General features: G+C 37.0%; 19 protein-coding genes. 12 read left to right on the top strand and 7 right to left on the bottom strand.

The window, feature by feature from the left end; all coding sequences use genetic code 11:
- Nucleotides 1-4: 4 nt before the first annotated feature.
- From ACFPVY_RS17785 to ACFPVY_RS17750, 8 genes are all read left to right on the top strand, one after another.
- Nucleotides 5-1009: an AAA family ATPase gene (locus ACFPVY_RS17785; protein ID WP_379793520.1), complete on the top strand. Its 1005-nt coding sequence runs from the start codon at nt 5-7 to the stop codon at nt 1007-1009.
- 73 nt (nt 1010-1082) lie between these two features.
- Complete coding sequence (locus ACFPVY_RS17780; RefSeq protein ID WP_379793519.1) at nt 1083-1952, top strand: DUF58 domain-containing protein; 870 nt, start codon at nt 1083-1085, stop codon at nt 1950-1952.
- Nucleotides 1953-1995: 43 nt separating this feature from the next.
- A complete protein-coding gene (locus ACFPVY_RS17775; RefSeq protein ID WP_379793518.1) occupies nt 1996-3609 on the top strand; it encodes a hypothetical protein in 1614 nt (537 codons plus the stop codon).
- Between the two features lies 1 nt (nt 3610).
- The gene (locus tag ACFPVY_RS17770) at nt 3611-4609 is read left to right on the top strand and encodes a vWA domain-containing protein (protein ID WP_379793517.1); all 999 of its coding nucleotides are present in this window, start codon (nt 3611-3613) and stop codon (nt 4607-4609) included.
- A 6-nt stretch (nt 4610-4615) separates the two neighbouring features.
- Complete coding sequence (locus ACFPVY_RS17765) at nt 4616-5656, top strand: vWA domain-containing protein (protein WP_379793516.1); 1041 nt, start codon at nt 4616-4618, stop codon at nt 5654-5656.
- Between the two features lies 1 nt (nt 5657).
- Entirely contained in the window at nt 5658-6416 is a 759-nt protein-coding gene (locus tag ACFPVY_RS17760; protein ID WP_379793515.1) for a tetratricopeptide repeat protein, read from the top strand.
- A 14-nt stretch (nt 6417-6430) separates the two neighbouring features.
- Nucleotides 6431-8185 carry a BatD family protein gene (locus ACFPVY_RS17755; protein ID WP_379793514.1) on the top strand — a complete coding sequence of 585 codons (1755 nt, stop codon included), beginning with the start codon at nt 6431-6433 and terminating at the stop codon, nt 8183-8185.
- Between the two features lie 19 nt (nt 8186-8204).
- Nucleotides 8205-8948, top strand: coding sequence for a tetratricopeptide repeat protein (locus ACFPVY_RS17750; RefSeq protein WP_379793513.1), 744 nt, complete (start codon nt 8205-8207; stop codon nt 8946-8948).
- Nucleotides 8949-9049: 101 nt separating this feature from the next.
- Here the strand turns inward: ACFPVY_RS17750 and ACFPVY_RS17745 are convergent, their stop codons facing one another.
- A complete protein-coding gene (locus ACFPVY_RS17745; protein WP_379793512.1) occupies nt 9050-9550 on the bottom strand; it encodes a CvpA family protein in 501 nt (166 codons plus the stop codon).
- Between the two features lie 144 nt (nt 9551-9694).
- Between ACFPVY_RS17745 and ACFPVY_RS17740 the strand changes: the two genes are divergently transcribed.
- The 3 genes from ACFPVY_RS17740 to ACFPVY_RS17730 all read left to right on the top strand — a co-directional run bounded on the left by ACFPVY_RS17740 (nt 9695) and on the right by ACFPVY_RS17730 (nt 11743).
- Nucleotides 9695-10051, top strand: a complete 357-nt coding sequence (locus tag ACFPVY_RS17740) for a hypothetical protein (protein WP_379793511.1) — start codon at nt 9695-9697, stop codon at nt 10049-10051.
- A gap of 173 nt (nt 10052-10224) precedes the next feature.
- Entirely contained in the window at nt 10225-11244 is a 1020-nt protein-coding gene (pheS, locus tag ACFPVY_RS17735; protein ID WP_379793510.1) for a phenylalanine--tRNA ligase subunit alpha, read from the top strand.
- A 91-nt stretch (nt 11245-11335) separates the two neighbouring features.
- Complete coding sequence (locus ACFPVY_RS17730) at nt 11336-11743, top strand: hypothetical protein (RefSeq protein WP_379793508.1); 408 nt, start codon at nt 11336-11338, stop codon at nt 11741-11743.
- Between the two features lie 94 nt (nt 11744-11837).
- Here ACFPVY_RS17730 and ACFPVY_RS17725 read toward each other — a convergent pair whose 3' ends face one another.
- The 6 genes from ACFPVY_RS17725 to ACFPVY_RS17700 all read right to left on the bottom strand — a co-directional run bounded on the left by ACFPVY_RS17725 (nt 11838) and on the right by ACFPVY_RS17700 (nt 18534).
- Complete coding sequence (locus tag ACFPVY_RS17725) at nt 11838-13169, bottom strand: ankyrin repeat domain-containing protein (RefSeq protein WP_379793507.1); 1332 nt, start codon at nt 13167-13169, stop codon at nt 11838-11840.
- Between the two features lie 89 nt (nt 13170-13258).
- The gene (locus ACFPVY_RS17720) at nt 13259-14425 is read right to left on the bottom strand and encodes an ankyrin repeat domain-containing protein (protein ID WP_379793506.1); all 1167 of its coding nucleotides are present in this window, start codon (nt 14423-14425) and stop codon (nt 13259-13261) included.
- A 114-nt stretch (nt 14426-14539) separates the two neighbouring features.
- Entirely contained in the window at nt 14540-14758 is a 219-nt protein-coding gene (locus ACFPVY_RS17715) for a hypothetical protein (RefSeq protein ID WP_379793505.1), read from the bottom strand.
- A 5-nt stretch (nt 14759-14763) separates the two neighbouring features.
- Nucleotides 14764-15765 carry a TerC/Alx family metal homeostasis membrane protein gene (locus ACFPVY_RS17710; RefSeq protein ID WP_379793504.1) on the bottom strand — a complete coding sequence of 334 codons (1002 nt, stop codon included), beginning with the start codon at nt 15763-15765 and terminating at the stop codon, nt 14764-14766.
- A gap of 9 nt (nt 15766-15774) precedes the next feature.
- Nucleotides 15775-16770 carry an NAD(P)H-dependent glycerol-3-phosphate dehydrogenase gene (locus ACFPVY_RS17705; protein ID WP_379793503.1) on the bottom strand — a complete coding sequence of 332 codons (996 nt, stop codon included), beginning with the start codon at nt 16768-16770 and terminating at the stop codon, nt 15775-15777.
- 603 nt (nt 16771-17373) lie between these two features.
- On the bottom strand, nt 17374-18534 hold the full coding sequence (locus ACFPVY_RS17700; protein WP_379793502.1) for an iron-containing alcohol dehydrogenase: 1161 nt from the start codon (nt 18532-18534) through the stop codon (nt 17374-17376).
- A 142-nt stretch (nt 18535-18676) separates the two neighbouring features.
- Between ACFPVY_RS17700 and ACFPVY_RS17695 the strand changes: the two genes are divergently transcribed.
- Nucleotides 18677-19369, top strand: coding sequence for an NUDIX hydrolase (locus ACFPVY_RS17695; RefSeq protein WP_379793501.1), 693 nt, complete (start codon nt 18677-18679; stop codon nt 19367-19369).
- Nucleotides 19370-19399 lie beyond the last annotated feature (30 nt).

The raw sequence follows: 19399 nt of genomic DNA, 5'->3' as shown, positions 1-19399 counted from the left end.
CATTATGGAAGAAAATGCTACTGCATTAGACATTAGAGCAATCAATGAAAAAATAGAGAGAGAAAGCGCGTTTATCGACTTGCTTTTTATGGAAATGAACAAAGTGATTGTCGGTCAGAAGCATATGGTTGAAAGATTATTGATCGGTCTTTTAGGTCAAGGTCACATCTTACTGGAAGGGGTTCCAGGTTTGGCAAAAACATTAGCAATTAACACGCTTTCGCAAGCAATTCACGGTTCATTTAGCCGTATTCAGTTTACTCCAGATTTGCTTCCTGCAGATGTTGTGGGAACAATGATTTACAACATTAAAGACAACGCTTTTTCGATTAAAAAAGGCCCGATTTTCGCCAATTTCGTTTTGGCAGATGAGATCAACCGTGCTCCGGCAAAAGTGCAGTCAGCTCTTTTGGAAGCGATGCAAGAAAAGCAAGTAACTATTGGAGATACGACGTTCAAATTAGATCGTCCGTTTTTGGTTTTGGCAACTCAAAATCCGGTAGAACAAGAAGGAACTTATCCGTTGCCAGAAGCACAAGTCGATCGTTTTATGTTGAAAACCGTTATCGATTATCCAAAAATGGAAGAAGAGCGAATGGTGGTTCGTCAAAGCTTAAAAGGTTCTTTTGAAAAAGTAAATCCGGTAATTTCAGTTGATCAGATTATTAGAGCTCAAGAAGCGGTTCGCGAGGTTTATATGGATGAAAAAATTGAGAAATATATCTTAGATATCATCTTTGCAACGCGTTATCCAGAAAAATATAAATTAGAAAGTTTAAAACCTTTAATCAGTTTTGGTTCATCTCCACGTGGAAGCATCAATTTGGCCACTGCCGCGAAATGTTATGCCTTCATCAAACGTAGAGGCTATGTGATTCCAGAGGACGTTCGCGCTGTTGTTCACGATGTTTTGCGCCACAGAATCGGAATTACGTATGAAGCTGAAGCTGAAAACGTAACTTCTGTTGACATAATCAATAAAATTGTAAACGAAGTTGAAGTACCTTAATCAGATGGCAGTTTGCAGTTTTCAGACCATCTAAATTCTGAATTCTGAAATCTAAAATCTGAAATCTAAAGAAATGGATACAAAGGAATTACTCAAAAAAGTTCGAAAAATAGAAATCAAAACCCGAAGATTGAGCGATCACATCTTTTCGGGAGAATATCACACGTCTTTCAAAGGACGCGGAATGACGTTCAGCGAAGTGCGTCAATACCAGTTTGGTGACGACGTTCGTGCGATTGACTGGAATGTAACGGCAAGATATAACGAACCTTACATCAAAGTTTTTGAGGAAGAAAGAGAATTGACGATGATGCTGATGGTCGACGTCAGCGGTTCGGAAAGTTTTGGAACACAAAATGCTTTCAAAAAAGAAATTGTGACAGAAATCGCCGCAACAATGGCTTTCTCGGCAACTCAAAACAATGATAAAATCGGATTAATTTTGTTTTCTGACCAAATCGAATTGTTTATTCCGCCAAAAAAAGGAAGGTCGCACGTGTTGAGAATCATTCGAGAATTAATTGAATTTCAGCCAAAAAGTAAAAAAACAAACATTGCTCAAGCGCTACGTTTTTTCTCCGGAGTTATAAAAAAGAAAGCAATCGTCTTTATGATTTCTGATTTCTTGACGGATGACGATTATGAAAAAACCTTGAAAATTGCCGGAAAGAAGCACGATTTAACCGGAATTCGAGTGTATGATAGTAGAGAAGAAAAAATGCCAAACATCGGCGTTGTGAATATGTTGGATGCTGAAACGGGAGAAACGATGCTAGTGAACACAGGTTCAAAATCGGTGCGATTGGAGTATGAAAAATACTATCAGGAGAAAATAAAATATTTCAAGGAAACTTTCAGTAAAAGCGGTTCGGGTACAGTAAATACCAGGGTTGACGAAAGTTACGTAACAAAATTATTGGGCTATTTTAAATCGAGAGGTTAATCTTTTTTCCCCCTTTTTACGAATAAAGATTAGGAACAAAAAAATGAAAAACAACACTTTTTACATACTGCTTCTGGTATTGGTTGGAACTTTTTCCTACGGACAAAAACGAGTAACAACCTCGGTTGATTCGACCAAAATTAAAATCGGAGCGCAAATTAATCTTACTTTAAAAACTTCTGTCGATACGTTGTCAAATGTGGTTTTTCCGGAAGGAACGACTTTTGGGCAATTGGAAGTTTTAGAATCCTATCCAACAGATACTGTCAAAGAAAACGACCGTTATTTGCTGACCAAAAGATATGGATTGACGCAATTTGACTCTGGAAAATACTTGCTTCCGAGTTTAAAAGTCTTAATTAACAACAAACCTTTTTCTACAGATTCACTATTTGTTGAGGTTGCCAGCGTAAAAGTGGACACCTTAAAACAAAAAATGTACGACATCAAAGGAATCGCTGAGGTCAAAGAACCGATGGGAAATTGGTGGAAATGGCTTTTGGGAATCTTGCTTTTGGCAGGAATCGGTGTCTTGATTTATTTCCTAGCTAAAAAATACAAGCGGAAAGAAAAAACGGAAGAAATCGTTTATGCAACGCCAATCGAAAAAGCGGTTTCGTTGCTTAAAAATTTAGAACAAAAAGAGCTTTGGCAAAAAGGCGAAATCAAAGATTATTATTCGCAATTGACCGATATTGCAAGAACTTATATCGAAGAAGAAATTCAAGTTCCAGCGATGGAAAGCACGACTTCTGAAGTAATTGCCGGTTTGAGAAGCGCCGCAGTCAGAAAGAAAATGAAGATTTCAAAGGAAACGGTTGAAAACTTAGAGCGTGTTCTCCGTCAAGCGGATTTGGTGAAATTTGCCAAATCAAAACCTTTAGAATTTGAAATTGCCGAAGACCGAAGCAAAATTGAAAAAACGATTTTCACGTTGCACAAAGCAATTCCTGAAGTGGAAGAGGAAGAAGACGAAAGCTTGATTTTAGATGCAAAACGTCGTGAATTATTATTGAAAAAGAAACGCAAGCGCAAGATTTTGATGGCTTCCTTCGGGATTGGATTCTTGGTTTTGATTGCATTTGGTTATTTTATGGCTACTTCTGGAATGGATTATTTGAAAGATAATTTCATCGGACATCCAACAAAAGATTTGGTCGAAGGCGAATGGGTGAAAAGTGATTATGGGAACCCAGCCGTGACGATGGAAACGCCAAAAGTTCTGAAAAGAATTGCTTCTTCAAAATTGCAGGCAAATGTAAAAGAAAGCCAAAGATTTGGTTACGGAAGCATTGTCGGAGGACTTTCAATTTCCGTGGCAACGACCTCATTTAAAGATACGGTGCAAGTGCCGCTAGAAAAAGTTATTGAAAGAGAAATCAAGATTTTTGAAGCAAGCTTGAAAGCAAAAGACGTTTTTGTGAAACAAGATAAATTTGATACAGGCGAAGGAATTACGGGCCAAAAAGCTTACGGTTCAATGACGGTTTATGACGCTGAACAAGACAAATCTGTGAAATTGGCGTACCAAATTATCGTTTTTGCACAAGACGGCGGATTGCAAGAAATCATCATCATGCACCTTGATAGTGACGAATTTGGAGCTCAGATTGCCGACCGAATTATAAACTCTGTTGAACTTAAAAAAGTAAACTAAGATGAAAAATGTTACCTTTTTAAATCCCGAGTTTTTCTGGTTATTTCTGCTGCTTCCCGTGGCAATCGCTTGGTATATCTGGAAAGGAAAAAGACAGGCTTCGCTAAAAATTAGTTCGTTAAAAGGGTTTAAGGCAAAACCGTCGATTTTAGGAAAATTAAGACCGATACTTTTTGTGTTGCGAATCTTGGGATTAAGCGCGTTGATTGTAGCTTTGGCCAGACCGCAATCAGTGGATATCAGCAATAAAACCAATATCACAAACGGAATTGATATCGTAATGTCAATTGACGTTTCGGGAAGTATGCTGACGCGAGATTTAAAGCCAAACCGAATGGAAGCTTTGAAAAAAGTAGCCGCAGATTTTGTGGAAGCAAGGCCAAATGACAGAATCGGATTAGTGGTTTATGCGGCAGAAAGTTACACAAAAATTCCTGTGACAAGTGACAAAGCCTTGATTTTAGACGCTTTGTCGACAGTGAAATACGACCAACTTTTACAAGATGGAACCGGAATTGGGATGGGATTGGCAACAGCCGTGAACCGTTTGAAAGATAGCCAAGCGAAAAGTAAAGTCATCATTCTTTTAACCGATGGTGTCAATAATTCAGGTTCGATTGACCCAAGAATGGCTTCGGAAATTGCAAAAGAATTTGGAATAAAAGTGTATACTATCGGGATTGGAACGACTGGAATGGCAGAATCTCCTTACGCGATCAAACCTAACGGCGAATTTGAATACCGAATGATGCAGGTTCAAATCGATGAAAATCTGATGCGAGAAATTGCAAGAACAACCGACGGAAAATACTTTAGGGCAAAAAATAATCAAAGCTTGAAAGCGATTTATGAAGAAATCAACAAGCTGGAAACCACAGAAATAGAAGAGCAAAAATTCTACAATTATGACGAAAGGTTCCGACCTTTTGCCATCGCAGCCGGAATCCTTTTATTGCTTGAAATCTTATTGAAAAATACAGTTTTTAGAAGCTTTATTTAAAAAATTATGTACGACGAATTAGACGAAAAAAAATATCTCTATCTGCTGATAATCATCCCAATCGTGGTGTTGATTTACCTTTTCAATTTATATTGGAAACGTAAAAAACAACGCGAATTCGGGGATTTGGCATTGGTAAAAAGATTGAGTCCAGAAAAATCTGTTTTTAAAGCGACGCTAAAAATTTCGATTTTACTTTTGGCTTTGGCTTGCGTTATTTTGGCTTTGGTGAACCCAAAAGTCGGCACGAAAGTTGAAACGGTAAAACGGGAAGGAATCGATATTGTTTTTGCAATTGACGTTTCAAAATCGATGTTGGCCGAAGACATTGCGCCAAGTCGTTTGGAAAAAACAAAGCAAATTGTGTCGCAAATCATCAACAATTTGGGAAGTGACAGAATTGGAATTGTGGCTTATGCCGGAAGCGCTTTTCCTGTTTTGCCAATCACAACAGATTATTCGGTTGCCAAAATGTTCCTTCAAAGTATGAATCCGGGAATGGTTTCGTCACAAGGAACTTCGCTTGACGAGGCAATTCAGCTTTCGGCAACTTACTTCGACGAAAAAAGCAAAACAGCCAAGTTGGTCATCATGATTTCTGACGGAGAAGACCATTCAGAAGGCGTTCAAGATGTGGCGGAAGAAGCCAATAAAAACGGCTTGAAAATCTTGACAATTGGTTTGGGAACTGAAAAGGGAGGGCCAATTCCGTTTAAGAAAAATGGCATCGTTGAAAGTTACCAGCGCGACCAAAACGGCGAAGTGGTAACTACAAAACTAAATGAAACGACTTTGAGAGAAATCGCGAAAGCCACAAAAGGAGGTTACATCAGCGGAAACAATACAAAAGAAGTTGTTGATTATGTGAAAAATGCCTTGAATAATATTGAAAAAACCGAATTTGAAACCAAGCAATTTGCCAATTATCAATCTCAATTTCAATGGCTTGCCGGTTTTGCATTCTTGTTGCTATTTATAGATATTTTCTTCTTAGAGAAAAAAACACACTGGGTGAAAAAGTTGAATTTATTTAATGAAAAGGAATAATATGAAGAAGCTGTTTTTATATGCGTTGCTCACTTTTTCTTTGGCGGTTTCTGCCCAAGAGAAGGATAAAAATCTGCCAAAAGGAAACGATGAATTTAAAGAGAAAAATTATGCCGATGCCGAAGCCGAATACCGAATTTCAGCATCAAAAAATCCGACGAAAGCAATTGCTTCTTATAATTTAGGAAACACGATTTACAGACAAAAACAGCCAAGCGAAGCAAAGTTGGCGTATGTAAAATCGATTGAAAATGCTAAGACAAAGCCGGAAAAACACAGAGCTTTTCATAATCTTGGAAACATTTTTATGACCGAAAAAAAGTATTCTGATGCTGTGGAAGCGTATAAAAATGCCTTGAGAAATAATCCCAGTGATGAACAAACGCGTTACAATTATGCTTTGGCAAAAGAATATTTGAAAAACAATCCTGAACCGCCAAAAGACGACAGCAAAAAAGACAAAGACAAAAAAGAAAATAAGGAGAAGGAAGACAAAGATAAGGACAAAAAAGACGATAAAGGCGACAAAGACAAGGATAAAGGCGACGATAAAAAAGACAATAAAGACGGCAAAAACGACAAGGATAAAAAAGATGGCGACAACGGCGACAAGCCAAAACCACAGCCAGGAAACAGTCCGTCGAAACAAAATATGCAGAATTTATTGGATGCCGTAAACAACGAAGAAAAGAAAATTCAGGAAAAAGTGAATGCCAAAAAAGTAAAAGGCAGACCGGTTCAAACCGAAAAAGATTGGTAAAAGTGGAGATGAAAATGAGGAATTTTTTTATAGCGTTATTTTTAATCTGTGTCAACGGACTTTCCGCGCAAGTGCAGTTTGAGGCGAGAGTCAGCAAGCAAACTTTGGGCTTGAATGAACGCCTTCGAATCGACTTTACGATGAACGACGACGGCGATAATTTTACGCCACCATCGTTTGAAGGATTTCGCGTGGTGGGCGGTCCGAGCCAGCAAGTAAGCCAAACTTGGATAAATGGACGCGCGACTTTCAATAAATCGTACATCTACATTTTGCTTCCAACGCGAAAAGGAAAAATTGCGATAAAACAAGCTTCTATTGATATTAGAGGTGAAATTTATAAGACAAATCCCATCACAATCACGGTGACAGACGCGATTGACGAATCAAAAGACCCAACTAGTCCAAACTATATTCCGGACGCTGGAGTGCATTTGGTTGCAGAAATTTCAAATCCAAATCCATATTTTAACGAGCAAGTTACCGTTGTTTACAAGCTGTATTTTTCGCCAACGGTAAACATCAGAAATGCCAGAGAAGCTTCGAGCCCAAAATACAATGATTTCTGGAGCCAAGCCATTGATATGAAAAACTTGACGGCCGTTCGAAGCACGTACCAAGGTCAGGAAGCTGGAATGGTGGTTTGGAGAAAAACCGTTTTGTATCCGCAGAAATCTGGCAAATTGACCATCGAACCATTGACATTAGATTTGGTTATCGATGCACCAACAAATCGTCGTGATGTTTGGGGAAGATTTCAATATGCAACAGCAAATAAAACTATTTCAGCAGGAACAAAAACCATCAATGTAAAACCTTTGCCAGAAACTGGAAAACCAGAGGATTTTGGCGGAGCTGTCGGGAAATTTAATTTTGTCGTAAAACCTTCAAAAACAGAACTAAAACACGGAGAATCTCTAGAATTAGACGTAAGCGTTTCAGGCAATGGAAACTTGAAATTATTCACTTTGCCAAAACCAGTTGTGCCAAGCGCTTTGGAAATGTACGACCCGGTTCATACTGAAAAAGTAACTATTCCGCTTTCGGGAATGCAAGGAAAAATTGCTGATAAATACACTATTGTTCCGCAATTTCAAGGGAATTATACGATAAAAGGATTGACATTCTCTTACTTTGATTTGGCTACAAAACGCTATAAAACAGTAACTTCAGAAGATATTGTTATTAAAGTTATCGACGGACCAACGGAAGCAACGGCTTCAACGGATAGCACAAAATTTGGAACTCAACCCGAAAAAAAGAATGCTAAATTTGCGTCAATTGCTTTGAAAACCAACTTGCAGTCGATGAAAAAAGAAGTGTTCTTCGGGACAACTTTGTTTTATATTTTGCTGTTTACGCCGTTTATTTTGATTCCAATAATCATTTTGGCGAGAAAAAGAAAAGAAGCGATGGACAGCGATATTGTTGGGAATAGAAGCAAAAGGTCGAACCGTTTGGCAAAGAAATATCTGTCGCAAGCGAAGAAACAAATCAATAACAAAGAGCCTTTTTATATCGCATTGGAAAGAGCGTTGCATAATTTCTTGAAGGCCAAATTGCATATCGAAACTTCAGAAATGAGCAAGGAAATCATCACCGAAATTTTGCTTGAGAAAAATGCAAAACCAGAAACGGTTACTGAATTCATCAACTTGACAGAAAACTGTGAATTTGCGAGATATGCGCCGTATTCAAGCGTGGCAATTCAGCAAGATTTTGATAAAGCCGTAAGCGTAATTTCTGATTTGGAAAAACAGTTGTCCTAGCGGATTTAAACTAATAGTAATGAAAAACATACTCTATATATTTCTACTTTTCACGCAGGTTTTCTGGGCACAAAATGCTTTTGAAAAAGGAAACGCGTTGTATAAAAAAGATAAATTTCAGGAAGCGATTACCGAATATGAATCGATTTTAAACTCGAAAAATCATTCGGCAGAAGTGTATTTTAATTTGGGAAATGCCTATTACAAACTGAACAAAGTTGCGCCTTCGATTTACAATTATGAAAAAGCATTGTTGCTAAATCCGAATTATGGCGAAGCCAAAAACAACTTGAGATTTGCCCAAAATATGACCATCGACGAAATAAAACCGATTGAAAGAGTAGGTTTTGGAAAAACGGTAGATGACTTCACGTCACAGTATACTTTTGATGATTGGGGAAAAATTGCCATCGGATTTTCAGTGGTTTTTCTATTGTTTTTCGTGGCGTATTATTTTTTCTCGAATACCATTTTGAAAAGAATTTTCTTCATTGGAATGTTTTTTGCTTTAATCGGATTGGTTTTCAGCGTTTCGTTCGCAGTTTCAGAAAAATCAAGAGTTGAAAAAGACAAACCAGCGATTATTTTTGCTGAAAGAATTACCGCAAAAGCAAACCCAAAAGAAAGCGCCAAAGACAGTTTTACGCTCCACGAAGGTACAAAAGTTCAAATTTTAGAAACTTCAAATGACTGGAGAAAAATTCAATTGGCTGATGAAAGAGTTGGGTGGATTTCTAAGGAAGCTTTGAAGGAAATTAAGTAAGTTCCGTCATTGCGAGGAACGAAGCAATCACATCACGATTGTCAGCAAAGTTGTCGATTCAGATTATGTGATTGCTTCGTTCCTCGCAATGACTAGAAATCCTATTTTTTAAGTTCCGCGAACCATTCCTCAAAAACAGGAAAAAGATACTCAGAAACCTTCAAAATTGGATTATAAAATAATGAATCATCCAAAGTTTTCTTGGCTGCAAAAGTATTATTGAAATTTATTTTTTGGAACAAAGCCAAAGCAAAACTTAAAATCAAGCACATTTTTATTACTCCGAAAATACCTCCAGCGATTTTATTAAAAATTCCCAAACTTGCGAAATTGGCAACCGTCGTAAAGAATTTTGCCAATAAAGAAACGCCCAAAACCACCGCGATAAAAGTTAAGATGAAGGCCCAAATAGCAATCGTTTTTGGGTTCCAAGAAAATAAATCTGAGAGAAATTCGGCGGTTATGAATGAGAATTTTATGGCAACATAAATTCCGAGCATCAACGAAATTAACGAAGCAAATTCCACAAAAAAACCGTTCCAAATGCCACGAATGAATCCGTAAGCCAAGAAAATCCCCAAAATTATATCCAAAAATCCCATCTAAAAAAAATATAAGCGACGAAGATACAGCCTTTCATAGAAAAACAAAATTCAAGAGTGTATCTTTGCAAACTAAATTTTTGTTATCGAATCTGAGAAAGGTACGCCAAACTCATAATTCATAACTCATAATTCATAACTAAAATGTCTAGAGATATACAATTAAAAGAGCGCTGGGAAAAGCTCGTTAACTTACTTTCCGACCAATTTTCGCAAGGCGAAGACTTGGATTTGGACGCTATAATTTACCTAATCGGAATCCAGGAATTGGGTAAAATCCACCAAAAATTCAAAAAAGACGAAAAAGTAAACCTGATGCACATCGCCATTTGCCGACTTTTAGAACCTTATGGATACTATGAATTCGACTATTTTGACAGCGAAGGTTGGCCACATTACAAAGTAAAAGAAGAATTGCCTCCGTTGAAAGCCGGCGAACAATCAGTTTTGATGAAAGAAGCGATTGTGAATTATTTTTTGGAGAAAGAAGTGATTGAATAGATTTCAGAAGTGAATTAAAGTTACAAAAAAATCTGCAAAAATCCGTTAAATCCGTTGCATCCGCGTTCAATTGCTTTTACGATTTCGATTTAACAAGCAAGACTGAAAACTGCTACTGAAAACTGCTAACTTTTCACGGAAAAATAGTAAATTTGCACCTTTACAAAAAGACGATGATAGACAAGATTAAAGAATATATTGGCGAAGCAAAAGCATTCCAAACACAAACAAAAGATGAACTTGAAGCTTTTAGAATTAAATTTCTAGGGAGCAAAGGACTTTTGAAAGACTTTTTCGCAGAATTTAAAAATGTTCCAAACGAACTGAAAAAAGAATTCGGGCAAGTAATCAACGAGTTGAAAAACACGGCTGAAGAAAAAGTAAAATCGATTCAAGAATCATTGGAAAGCAAGGAAGAAACCGTGGGAATCTACGGCGATTTGACGCGTCCGGCGGAGCCTTTGAAAATCGGTTCGCGTCACCCAATTTCTTTAGTAAAAAACCAAATCATCGACATTTTCTCTAACATCGGATTTAATGTTTCTGAAGGTCCGGAAATTGAAGATGACTGGCATAATTTTACGGCATTGAATCTTCCAGAATACCATCCGGCGAGAGATATGCAGGATACTTTTTTCATCCAAACCAATCCAGACGTGCTTTTGAGAACGCACACATCGTCAGTTCAAGTGCGTTACATGGAAGAAAATAAACCGCCAATCAGAACGATTTCGCCAGGAAGAGTTTTCAGAAATGAAGCTGTTTCGTCGCGTTCTCACTGTATTTTTCACCAAGTGGAAGGTTTGTATATTGACAAAGATGTTTCGTTTGCCGACTTAAAGCAGACGCTTTTATATTTTACCAAAGAAATGTTCGGGAAGTCAAAAATTCGCCTTCGCCCGTCGTACTTTCCGTTTACGGAACCAAGTGCGGAAATCGATATTTATTGGGGTTTAAAAACCGAAACGGATTATAGAATTACCAAAGGAACCGGCTGGTTGGAAATCGGAGGTTGCGGCATGGTAGACCCAAATGTTTTGAAAAATTGCGGTATCAATCCAGACGAATTCACAGGTTTTGCCTTTGGAATGGGTGTGGAAAGAATCGCGATGTTGTTGCACCAAATTGGCGACATCAGAATGTTTTATGAAAACGACATCCGTTTCTTGGAACAATTCAAATCTAGCATATAGTCATAAAGTCTAAAGTCTTAAGGTCGAAAGGTGTAGTTTGTCTATCACCTTGCCTTTAAGACTTTAGACTTTCCAACTTTTAGACTTACTTATGAAAAAAGACATCATCATCCCGCAAGTAGAAAACGTTTTTATCGCCGCAATCCAAGAATGGAACGATGATTTTATGCAGAAAACTTGGTATGCGCATTTAATAAATGACAGTGATTTCCAATTAGACGGCGTTATGGTCGTGTCAAAAGCATCCGGAATGATTGATGGCGAGATGAAAAAAACGTCTTTGCTTCGTCACGCTTTTGTGGAAGTTCCGCCTGTTTCAACAGTAAAAATTGAATTGATTCAAGACGATGTTTTGACGTTAAACAATGAATTTATGGTCACTTTTTTCATCGGAAATACTCTTTATGACAAAAATTTTATCTTCAAGGCAAATTCTATCGCCGAAAATAATGTGGAAGAAGTGCCGATTATTTTTCAGGACGGCGTTATTGTTCGATAGTCATTGCGACGAAGGAAGCAATCACATAATCTTAATCCACAAACTTTGCTAACATTGATTATGTGATGGCGCCCGTACCTGTAATGACAGGTTTTTATCCTTTTAAAATTTTACTTTTCTCTTCATCAAATTCTTCTTGAGAAAGAATTCCGGCGTCAAGTAATTCCTTTAAATCTAACAATGCTTGCTTTTTTGAAGCCATATCGTTTTTTGGAGTTTCCGAAGAAATTGATGTTTCTTTCTGTTCAAATTTTGGCGTATTTGACGGACTTAATTTCAATAATAATTCTGTGATTTCGTTTAAACCTTTGATATTTGAATAATCGATTGCCTTTTGTTCTTTTGCATTCACAATCGAAGCATCGGCTTGATTTTCTAGCAAATGTTTTACAATATCTTTTTTCCCGTTTGCTGAAGCATAATGCAAAGCCGTGTTGCCACTTTCGTCTTGAATGTTGACATTGGCTCCGTTTTCAAGCAAAAGTTTTACCATGCTCAGATGACCGTTTTTAGAAGCCACATGAAGCATACTTTCTCCGCCGTAATCATAACTGAAAGAAAAATTATTGTCAGATGCTAAATTGTTCGCCGTTTCCACCCAATCCAAATACGAATACATCGAATTTTCGTTGCCCGAAACTGGTTTTGCATAATTTACGTCCACGCCATTTTCTATAAACAAGCTTACAATTTCCTTTTGATTATTCGCGCAAGCGTACCAAATTGGTGACAATCCATTTTTAGAAGAAGCAAAAACATCCGCGCCTTTTTCGACCAAAAGTTTTGTCAGCATTCGATTGGTTTCATAACACGCAATCAGCAACGCCGATTCGCCAGCGTGGTTTACATGATTGATATTGGCTCCATTTTCGAGAAGCAATTCTACTATCGGTGCATTTTTCGATTTTACGGCGAATAACAGCGGTGTGTTTCCTTGTTTGTTTGTCGTATTTACGTTCGCTCCGTTTTCTAAAAGTTTTTGTACAATCTCTTTATTTCTCCAGCTTGAAGCGAGCAATAACGGTGTTTCGGCCTCATTGTTTTCAGAATCTACGCTTAAACCTTGTTCCAATAGTTTTTCCAGAATTTCAATCTGGGCCGTTTGCGCTGTCAAATGTAAAAGACTGTTTCCTTTGTTGTCATTAACGTCAATTCTGGCGCCTTTTTCCAATAAATATAAAGCGGTTTGTTTCTGTTTTTGAAGACAAGCAAAATAAAACGGAGTTTCTCCGTCGTGGTCTTCATAATCTAATTTAGCGCCTTTTTCAATCAAGATTTTGACCAAATCAAGATAACCTCGATGCGACGCATAATGCAAGGCAGTTCTGCCTTTTTCATCAGTATATGTGACATCGACTTCGTTATTTTCTAATAAAATTTCGGCTATTTTTCGTTTTCCGCCTTCGCAAGCGATTATGAATGACATTGACATAAGTTTGGTTTTTTGAGGTTCTGAGGCACTAAGTTTCTAAGGCGCTTAGTAGCTTTGTGCCTTAGAATCTTAGCGCCTTCAAATTACTTTTTCATTAATAATTCTACCGTCTTTATTTTCAAATTATCGTCTGAAGCTAACATCAACGCGGTTTTGTCTTCATCATTTGTAATTGACGAATCGGCTCCATTTTCCAACAATAATTTTACTTTTCGGTAGGTTTCTTTGGCTTGATTTGCATCGTAGTTTACGTTGAAAGCGCAAACTTTATGCAGAAGCGTATTACCATTATCGTCTTGGCGGTTGATTTCCACTTTTCCGGTTTCTAAAACGGCTTCCAAGATTTCTGCAGGTTTTTCTGCAATTTGGTCCAAAGGCGTTTTGTCCTTTGAATAATACTGACTCGGATGATACAAATCGCCTCCGTCTTCAATCATTTGCACCAAAAGCTGGATTTCTTTTTCTGATCTCCCGTTTAACATTCGAGTGTATTCAAACAATGTAGAAACTTGATTTTTGTTCAAATGGTCTAAATCTGGCGAAGCAAATTCACTCAATTGTTTGTACAAATCAAAATCTAATTTATGCGCCACGGCATAGAAAAAAGCTGAATTTTCTTCATTGTCCAAGTCATTCGGATTGGCTCCGTTTTGCAATAATAAATCGATATATTCCTTTCGATTAAATTCAATGGCGGAGATTAATGGCGTTTTTTTGACGATATTCGGATGATTTACGTCTAAACCTTCGTTGATTAAAAATTCCAAGTACGAAAGTGAAAGTTCTGGTTTCATCAAGTTGGTTTTGATGACCTGATGCAAATAATTTTCATCTGCATTATTAAGGAAATTTACATCGCAACCGGCTTCTGCCAAAATTTTTATAATTTCAAGAGAAGCGCCTTTTTCCAAGAAAAATCCGAGTAAGGTTTTGGCGTTGACTTCGTCGCTTAAGTTGTCAAACCTTGAAATAAATTCTTTGAAAAAAGCTATTGATTCTTCGTCTTTTGGGAGATAATATAAAATACTTTGGAAAATACTTCGGTCAAAATTATCCAATTCATAAATATCGGTTTCGATGGTTTTGTCTTTTGTAAAATGTAAAAGAATTTCGAATTGCTTCTCGCGTAAAAGCTTGTCAAAGATTTGATTTTTCTTGAAATCTTCTAAGTTTTTTGGAAGTTTTTCTCCGTTTTTAAGAAGTTCTAAAGCTTGGTCAAATTGATTGGAATTTAAAGTTTCTTGTAGCATTTTGGTCAGATATTTTTTGGTTATTCATAGTTACAAAAAATATCAACACGCGGTAAGATTTTAGCTATAATTTAGCTTTTTGTTAAAGATTAGAAATATGGAATTCTTCTAAAATTATTTCTTTCCTTCTCGTCTTATTTTAGATTTCCAGCTTGAATAACCCAGAACAAAAACTCCAAAAAGTAAAAAGCCAACAGTTTGGATGTAGAAAAATTGAGATTGGATTTGTTCTGTAAAAGGTCTGTCATTTACGCCAAAAAAAATCATCACAATCGACATGAAAATTCCCCAAGGCAACCCAACTTTTAGCTGATATTTCCATCTTTCGCTCATAATAATTAGTTTTTATGTTCTTTTACAGGAAATGCCAAAGACGCAATTACTGATAAAACCAAAACGCTTCCGACAACCATCAAAGAAGCTGGCGACGAAATGTGATAGAACGGGCTGATTAGCATTTTTACACCAATAAAAGCGAGGATTATCGCCAATCCAAATTTCAATCGGCTGAACATGTACATGAAGTTTGCAAGTAAGAAATACAAAGCTCTCAAGCCCAAAATCGCAAAAATATTTGAAGTATAAAGAATAAACGGATCGTTTGGCGCGATCGCAAAAATCGCAGGAATAGAATCGACAGCAAATATTAAATCGGTCATTTCAATAACGGCAACTACCACCAATAAAGGCGTCGCCATCTTCACGCCGTTTTTCACGGTAAAGAATTTATCACCGTCATAATTGTCGCTAACCTTAAAGAAGCGGTGTACAATTCTTGCTCCAGGACTTTTAGTAAAGTCTTTATTTTCATCATCATCGTCTTCAGAAAACCATGATTTTATTCCCGCGTAAACCAAGAAAAATCCAAAAATCGAAAGCACAACATTGATGCGAACCATATATCCAAAAACCTCCATTTCTGGCAAATACGTCATGTTAATCAGCTCAACTCCGGTGAAAATGAAGATGGCTCTAAAAACCAAAGCTCCAATAATTCCCCAGAATAAAACCTTGTGATGCAAGTGTTTAGGGACATTGAAAAATCCAAAAACTAAAATAAATACGAATAAATTATCGACAGAAAGTGCTTTTTCAATCCAATAAGCCGATTGAAATTGAGTGAACTGTTCAACGCCCATCAAATAATAAATGACGCCACTGAATCCCATCGCCAATGAAATCCAAACTACTGACCAAATCGCTGCTTCTTTATTTGAAACGACGTGGCTGGTTTTGTTGAAAACACCCAAATCAAGAAGCAACATTATGATAATTAAAATTGAAAATCCACCCAGAATTCCGGGATGATTGATTAAATGATCAGCAGGAAGATTTTGCATTATGCTAAATTAGTTAAGTTTTTCGGTCAATTTTTTGAACACTTTTTTCGGTTCTTTTCCTTCGTATAAAATGCTGTAAACCGCGTTGATAATTGGAGTTTTAGCACCCAGATTTTCATTCAGTTTATAAGCGCTGTTTGTGGCATAATAACCTTCGGCCACCATACTCATTTCCATCATTGCAGATTTCACGGTATAGCCTTTTCCAATCATATTCCCAAACATTCTATTTCTCGAAAACACAGAATATCCAGTCACCAATAAATCGCCCAAATAAGCAGAATCATTGATGTTTCGTTTCATTTTATGCACTTTTCTGATGAATTTTTTCATCTCACGAATCGCGTTACTCATCAGCAAAGCCTGGAAATTATCTCCATAACCAAGGCCGTGTGCCATTCCCGCCGCGATAGCATAAATATTTTTCAGCATCGCCGCATATTCTGTTCCAATGATATCGTCAGAAATCTTTGCTTTGATATAATTCCCGCTCAAATTATCGGCTACAATTGTTGCTTTATCAGCATCGCCACACGCAATTGTCAAGTATGAAAGACGTTCCATCGCCACTTCTTCTGCGTGGCAAGGACCTGTAATTACACCAATATTTTCATACGGAATATCATATTTGTCGTGAAAATGTTCCCCAACAATCAAGCTCGTTTCAGGAACGATTCCTTTAATTGCAGAGAAAATAATTTTTCCGTCAAGACTTTCAGTAAGATTTTCCAATTCGCCACTCAAAAAAGCAGACGGAATCGCAAAAATAATATAATCGGCATAAGCAACGGCTTCGTTGATATTGCTCGTCAGTTTCAATTTTTTAGTATCAAATTCAACTGAACTCAGGTAATTCGGATTGTGTTTTAACTCCTGTATGTGTGCGATTGCGCTCTCGTTTCGCATATACCAGGCAATTTCTGTAAGGTTCACGCAAAGCATTTTTGCGATGGCAGTTGCCCAGCTTCCGCCACCAATTACAGCAAATTTTGGATCGTGACTCATTTTGTTTTTGTTCTTTGTTTGCCCAAAAATACTCAAAATAGCCGTAATAGAAAATTAAAAACCACATTGTCTGTCCTTTTTTGAAGGAAACTTTCTACAAGCGTATTTCAGAATTTTATTTTTAACTTAAAATTATGATTTTCAACACAATGCAACCGCAATATTTACGTTTTTTAAAATGAGTTGGTTAGATAATACATACGTTATTTGGTAATTATTAGAGGTTACCAAATTAATTAAAATTTGTTTTTGGTGTTTTGAAAAAGGCACTCTTGAAATTTATTCAGGAGTGCCTTTTGATTTTATGTATTTATTTTTGAAGCGAAACACTATTATATATTTTAAATCATTTTCCTGCTGGTTGGCACAATCTTTTCTGCCGTCCCGAAGCGTCGGGGCCGGCAAAAAAGGATAGTCGCCACCATCAGGGCTAGATTAAAAACTTCAGGCTTCTTTTTAACTTTTGAACCATTGCGTGACAAAATTATCTACAAAAAAACCGCAGATTTGTAGATTTTTTTCATGTTTTCGAAAGATGAATCTTTTATTTCACCTCACAAATAAAAAATCTGCGAATCTGCGGTAATTTAAAATTTGAAGTTTTTAATAACTCATTTCCACAATTTCTTTCACTTTTTCCAAAGTAATATTCTGTTTTTCGCCCATCGCTTTCCAGCCACGTTCTTCAAAACGTTTTACCACGAAATCAGCTGTGTTTTTAAAGTCTGGAGTATATTCAGAAAGCTTCGTTTGCATTCCCATTGTGTGGAAAAATTCAACCGTTTTTTCAATCGCTTGGTTTGCCATTTCATCAATGTTTCCGTCAGCAACATTCCAAACGCGTTTTCCATATTGCGCCAATTTTTCTTTTTTGGTTTCAAACATCACACGATATAAATTCGGACCAATGATTGCCAAAGTTCTTGCGTGGTCAATTTCAAACAAAGCCGTTAATTCGTGCCCAATCATATGTGTCGCCCAATCTGTCGGAACTCCTTTTTGAATCAATCCGTTCAAAGCCATCGTACAGCTCCACATAAAATTCGAAGCCAGTTTATAATCCGTCGGATTTTCAACCACTTTTGGCCCAACTTCAATCAAAGTTTGCAAAATTCCTTCAGAAATTCTGTCTTGCAATAAAGCGTCGTGCGGATAGGTCAAATATTGTTCAAAAACGTGCGTGAAAGCATCCACAATTCCGTTTTGTATCTGTCTTTTTGGCAACGAAGAAACCGTCTGCGGATCACAAATGGAGAACTGCGGGAAAACCGCCGGACCTCCAAAAGATAGTTTTTCTTGCGTTTCGTTGATCGTGATCACGCCACCAGAATTCATCTCGCTCGCCGTTGCTGGCAAAGTCAAAACCGTCCCAAAAGGAATGGCGTTATTTTCCACACGAATTCTCTTGTGCAAAATATCCATCGGATTTCCGTCAAAATTCACGGCTGCCGCAATAAATTTTGTTCCGTCAATTACAGAACCACCGCCAACAGCAAGAATAAAATCCAATTTCTTTTCACGGATGATTTCCACTGCTTTCATCAAAGTTTCATATCTCGGATTTGGCTCGATGCCACCGAATTCAGTTACGTCAAAACCGTGCAAAGCATGGCGAACTTGGTCATAAACACCATTTTTAAAAATGCTTCCGCCACCAAAAGTGATCAAGACTTTGGCATCTTTTGGGATTAATGAGGAAATTTTTGCGATTTGTCCTTTACCAAAAACCAAGTTGGTAGGATTGTATAATTCGAAGTTTAGCATAGTAATTAAATTTGAGGCAAAATTACGAAACAGGCAAGGGCTTCATGGTAAATTCCTGTTAAGAATTGGAATGATAAAATAAGCGAAACCTGTTTTTTACAAAAAGGAATAATTATATTTGTGTAAATCATACGCATAAAAAATGTCTCAAAATCAAAATATCAGAATTGCCGTTGACGCGATAGTATTTGGCTATCAAAATAACAAAGTTTATGTACTTTTAATTCAACAGAAATTTGGATCTGAGCAAGCCTATTGGGCTTTGCCAGGCGGTTTGGTTCAAGAAAATGAAACCTTGAAAGAAGCCGTTGAACGTGAATTGAAGGAAGAAACAAACGTAGAAATCAATTACTTCGAACAGCTTTATACTTTTGGCGACGACATTCATAGAGATTCCCGAAACCGAGTAATTTCCGTTGCTTACTTTGCTTTGGTTGATTCTTCAAAATTTAAAATCAAAGCCGATTCCGATGCTGAAAACGTGCAATGGTTTGAAATAAATGAAATTCCAGAATTAGCTTTTGACCATAATTTAATACTAAAAAAAGCGGTGGAAAGATTAAAAGCTAAACTTACATATCAACCAATTGGATTTGATTTATTGCAAAAAGAATTCCTTTTTTCAGAATTAGAAAATCTGTATTGCACCATTTTAGAAAAAGAAATTGATCGCAGAAACTTTCGAAAAAAGATTTTAAGCTTCGGAATTATTGAAGAAACAGAACACTTTTCTCCAGTAAAATCAGGCCGTCCGGCAAAATTATTCCGATTCAATAAACAGAAATATAACGCATTGCAAAAAAAAGGTTTCCACTTCGAAATCAAATTTGCGTAAATTTTACACTAAATAGTTTGGTTGTAAAAT

The organism is Flavobacterium qiangtangense (assembly GCF_042658345.1).
Lineage (GTDB): Bacteria > Bacteroidota > Bacteroidia > Flavobacteriales > Flavobacteriaceae > Flavobacterium > Flavobacterium qiangtangense.
Note: the sequence above shows the minus strand (reverse complement) of the source record. Positions and strands in the feature narration are given on the sequence as shown.

What these genes read in the sequence shown, in the direction of transcription:
- pheS (WP_379793510.1), top strand. Translation starts at nt 10,225, where the DNA reads ATGATAGACAAGATTAAAGAATATATTGGCGAAGCAAAAGCATTCCAA.
- ACFPVY_RS17770 (WP_379793517.1), top strand. Translation starts at nt 3,611, where the DNA reads ATGAAAAATGTTACCTTTTTAAATCCCGAGTTTTTCTGGTTATTTCTG.
- ACFPVY_RS17780 (WP_379793519.1), top strand. Translation starts at nt 1,083, where the DNA reads ATGGATACAAAGGAATTACTCAAAAAAGTTCGAAAAATAGAAATCAAA.
- ACFPVY_RS17755 (WP_379793514.1), top strand. Translation starts at nt 6,431, where the DNA reads ATGAGGAATTTTTTTATAGCGTTATTTTTAATCTGTGTCAACGGACTT.
- ACFPVY_RS17760 (WP_379793515.1), top strand. Translation starts at nt 5,658, where the DNA reads ATGAAGAAGCTGTTTTTATATGCGTTGCTCACTTTTTCTTTGGCGGTT.
- ACFPVY_RS17720 (WP_379793506.1), bottom strand. Translation starts at nt 14,425, where the DNA reads ATGCTACAAGAAACTTTAAATTCCAATCAATTTGACCAAGCTTTAGAA.
- ACFPVY_RS17775 (WP_379793518.1), top strand. Translation starts at nt 1,996, where the DNA reads ATGAAAAACAACACTTTTTACATACTGCTTCTGGTATTGGTTGGAACT.
- ACFPVY_RS17700 (WP_379793502.1), bottom strand. Translation starts at nt 18,534, where the DNA reads ATGCTAAACTTCGAATTATACAATCCTACCAACTTGGTTTTTGGTAAA.
- ACFPVY_RS17745 (WP_379793512.1), bottom strand. Translation starts at nt 9,550, where the DNA reads ATGGGATTTTTGGATATAATTTTGGGGATTTTCTTGGCTTACGGATTC.
- ACFPVY_RS17695 (WP_379793501.1), top strand. Translation starts at nt 18,677, where the DNA reads ATGTCTCAAAATCAAAATATCAGAATTGCCGTTGACGCGATAGTATTT.
- ACFPVY_RS17710 (WP_379793504.1), bottom strand. Translation starts at nt 15,765, where the DNA reads ATGCAAAATCTTCCTGCTGATCATTTAATCAATCATCCCGGAATTCTG.
- ACFPVY_RS17705 (WP_379793503.1), bottom strand. Translation starts at nt 16,770, where the DNA reads ATGAGTCACGATCCAAAATTTGCTGTAATTGGTGGCGGAAGCTGGGCA.
- ACFPVY_RS17765 (WP_379793516.1), top strand. Translation starts at nt 4,616, where the DNA reads ATGTACGACGAATTAGACGAAAAAAAATATCTCTATCTGCTGATAATC.
- ACFPVY_RS17750 (WP_379793513.1), top strand. Translation starts at nt 8,205, where the DNA reads ATGAAAAACATACTCTATATATTTCTACTTTTCACGCAGGTTTTCTGG.
- ACFPVY_RS17740 (WP_379793511.1), top strand. Translation starts at nt 9,695, where the DNA reads ATGTCTAGAGATATACAATTAAAAGAGCGCTGGGAAAAGCTCGTTAAC.
- ACFPVY_RS17730 (WP_379793508.1), top strand. Translation starts at nt 11,336, where the DNA reads ATGAAAAAAGACATCATCATCCCGCAAGTAGAAAACGTTTTTATCGCC.
- ACFPVY_RS17725 (WP_379793507.1), bottom strand. Translation starts at nt 13,169, where the DNA reads ATGTCATTCATAATCGCTTGCGAAGGCGGAAAACGAAAAATAGCCGAA.
- ACFPVY_RS17785 (WP_379793520.1), top strand. Translation starts at nt 5, where the DNA reads ATGGAAGAAAATGCTACTGCATTAGACATTAGAGCAATCAATGAAAAA.
- ACFPVY_RS17715 (WP_379793505.1), bottom strand. Translation starts at nt 14,758, where the DNA reads ATGAGCGAAAGATGGAAATATCAGCTAAAAGTTGGGTTGCCTTGGGGA.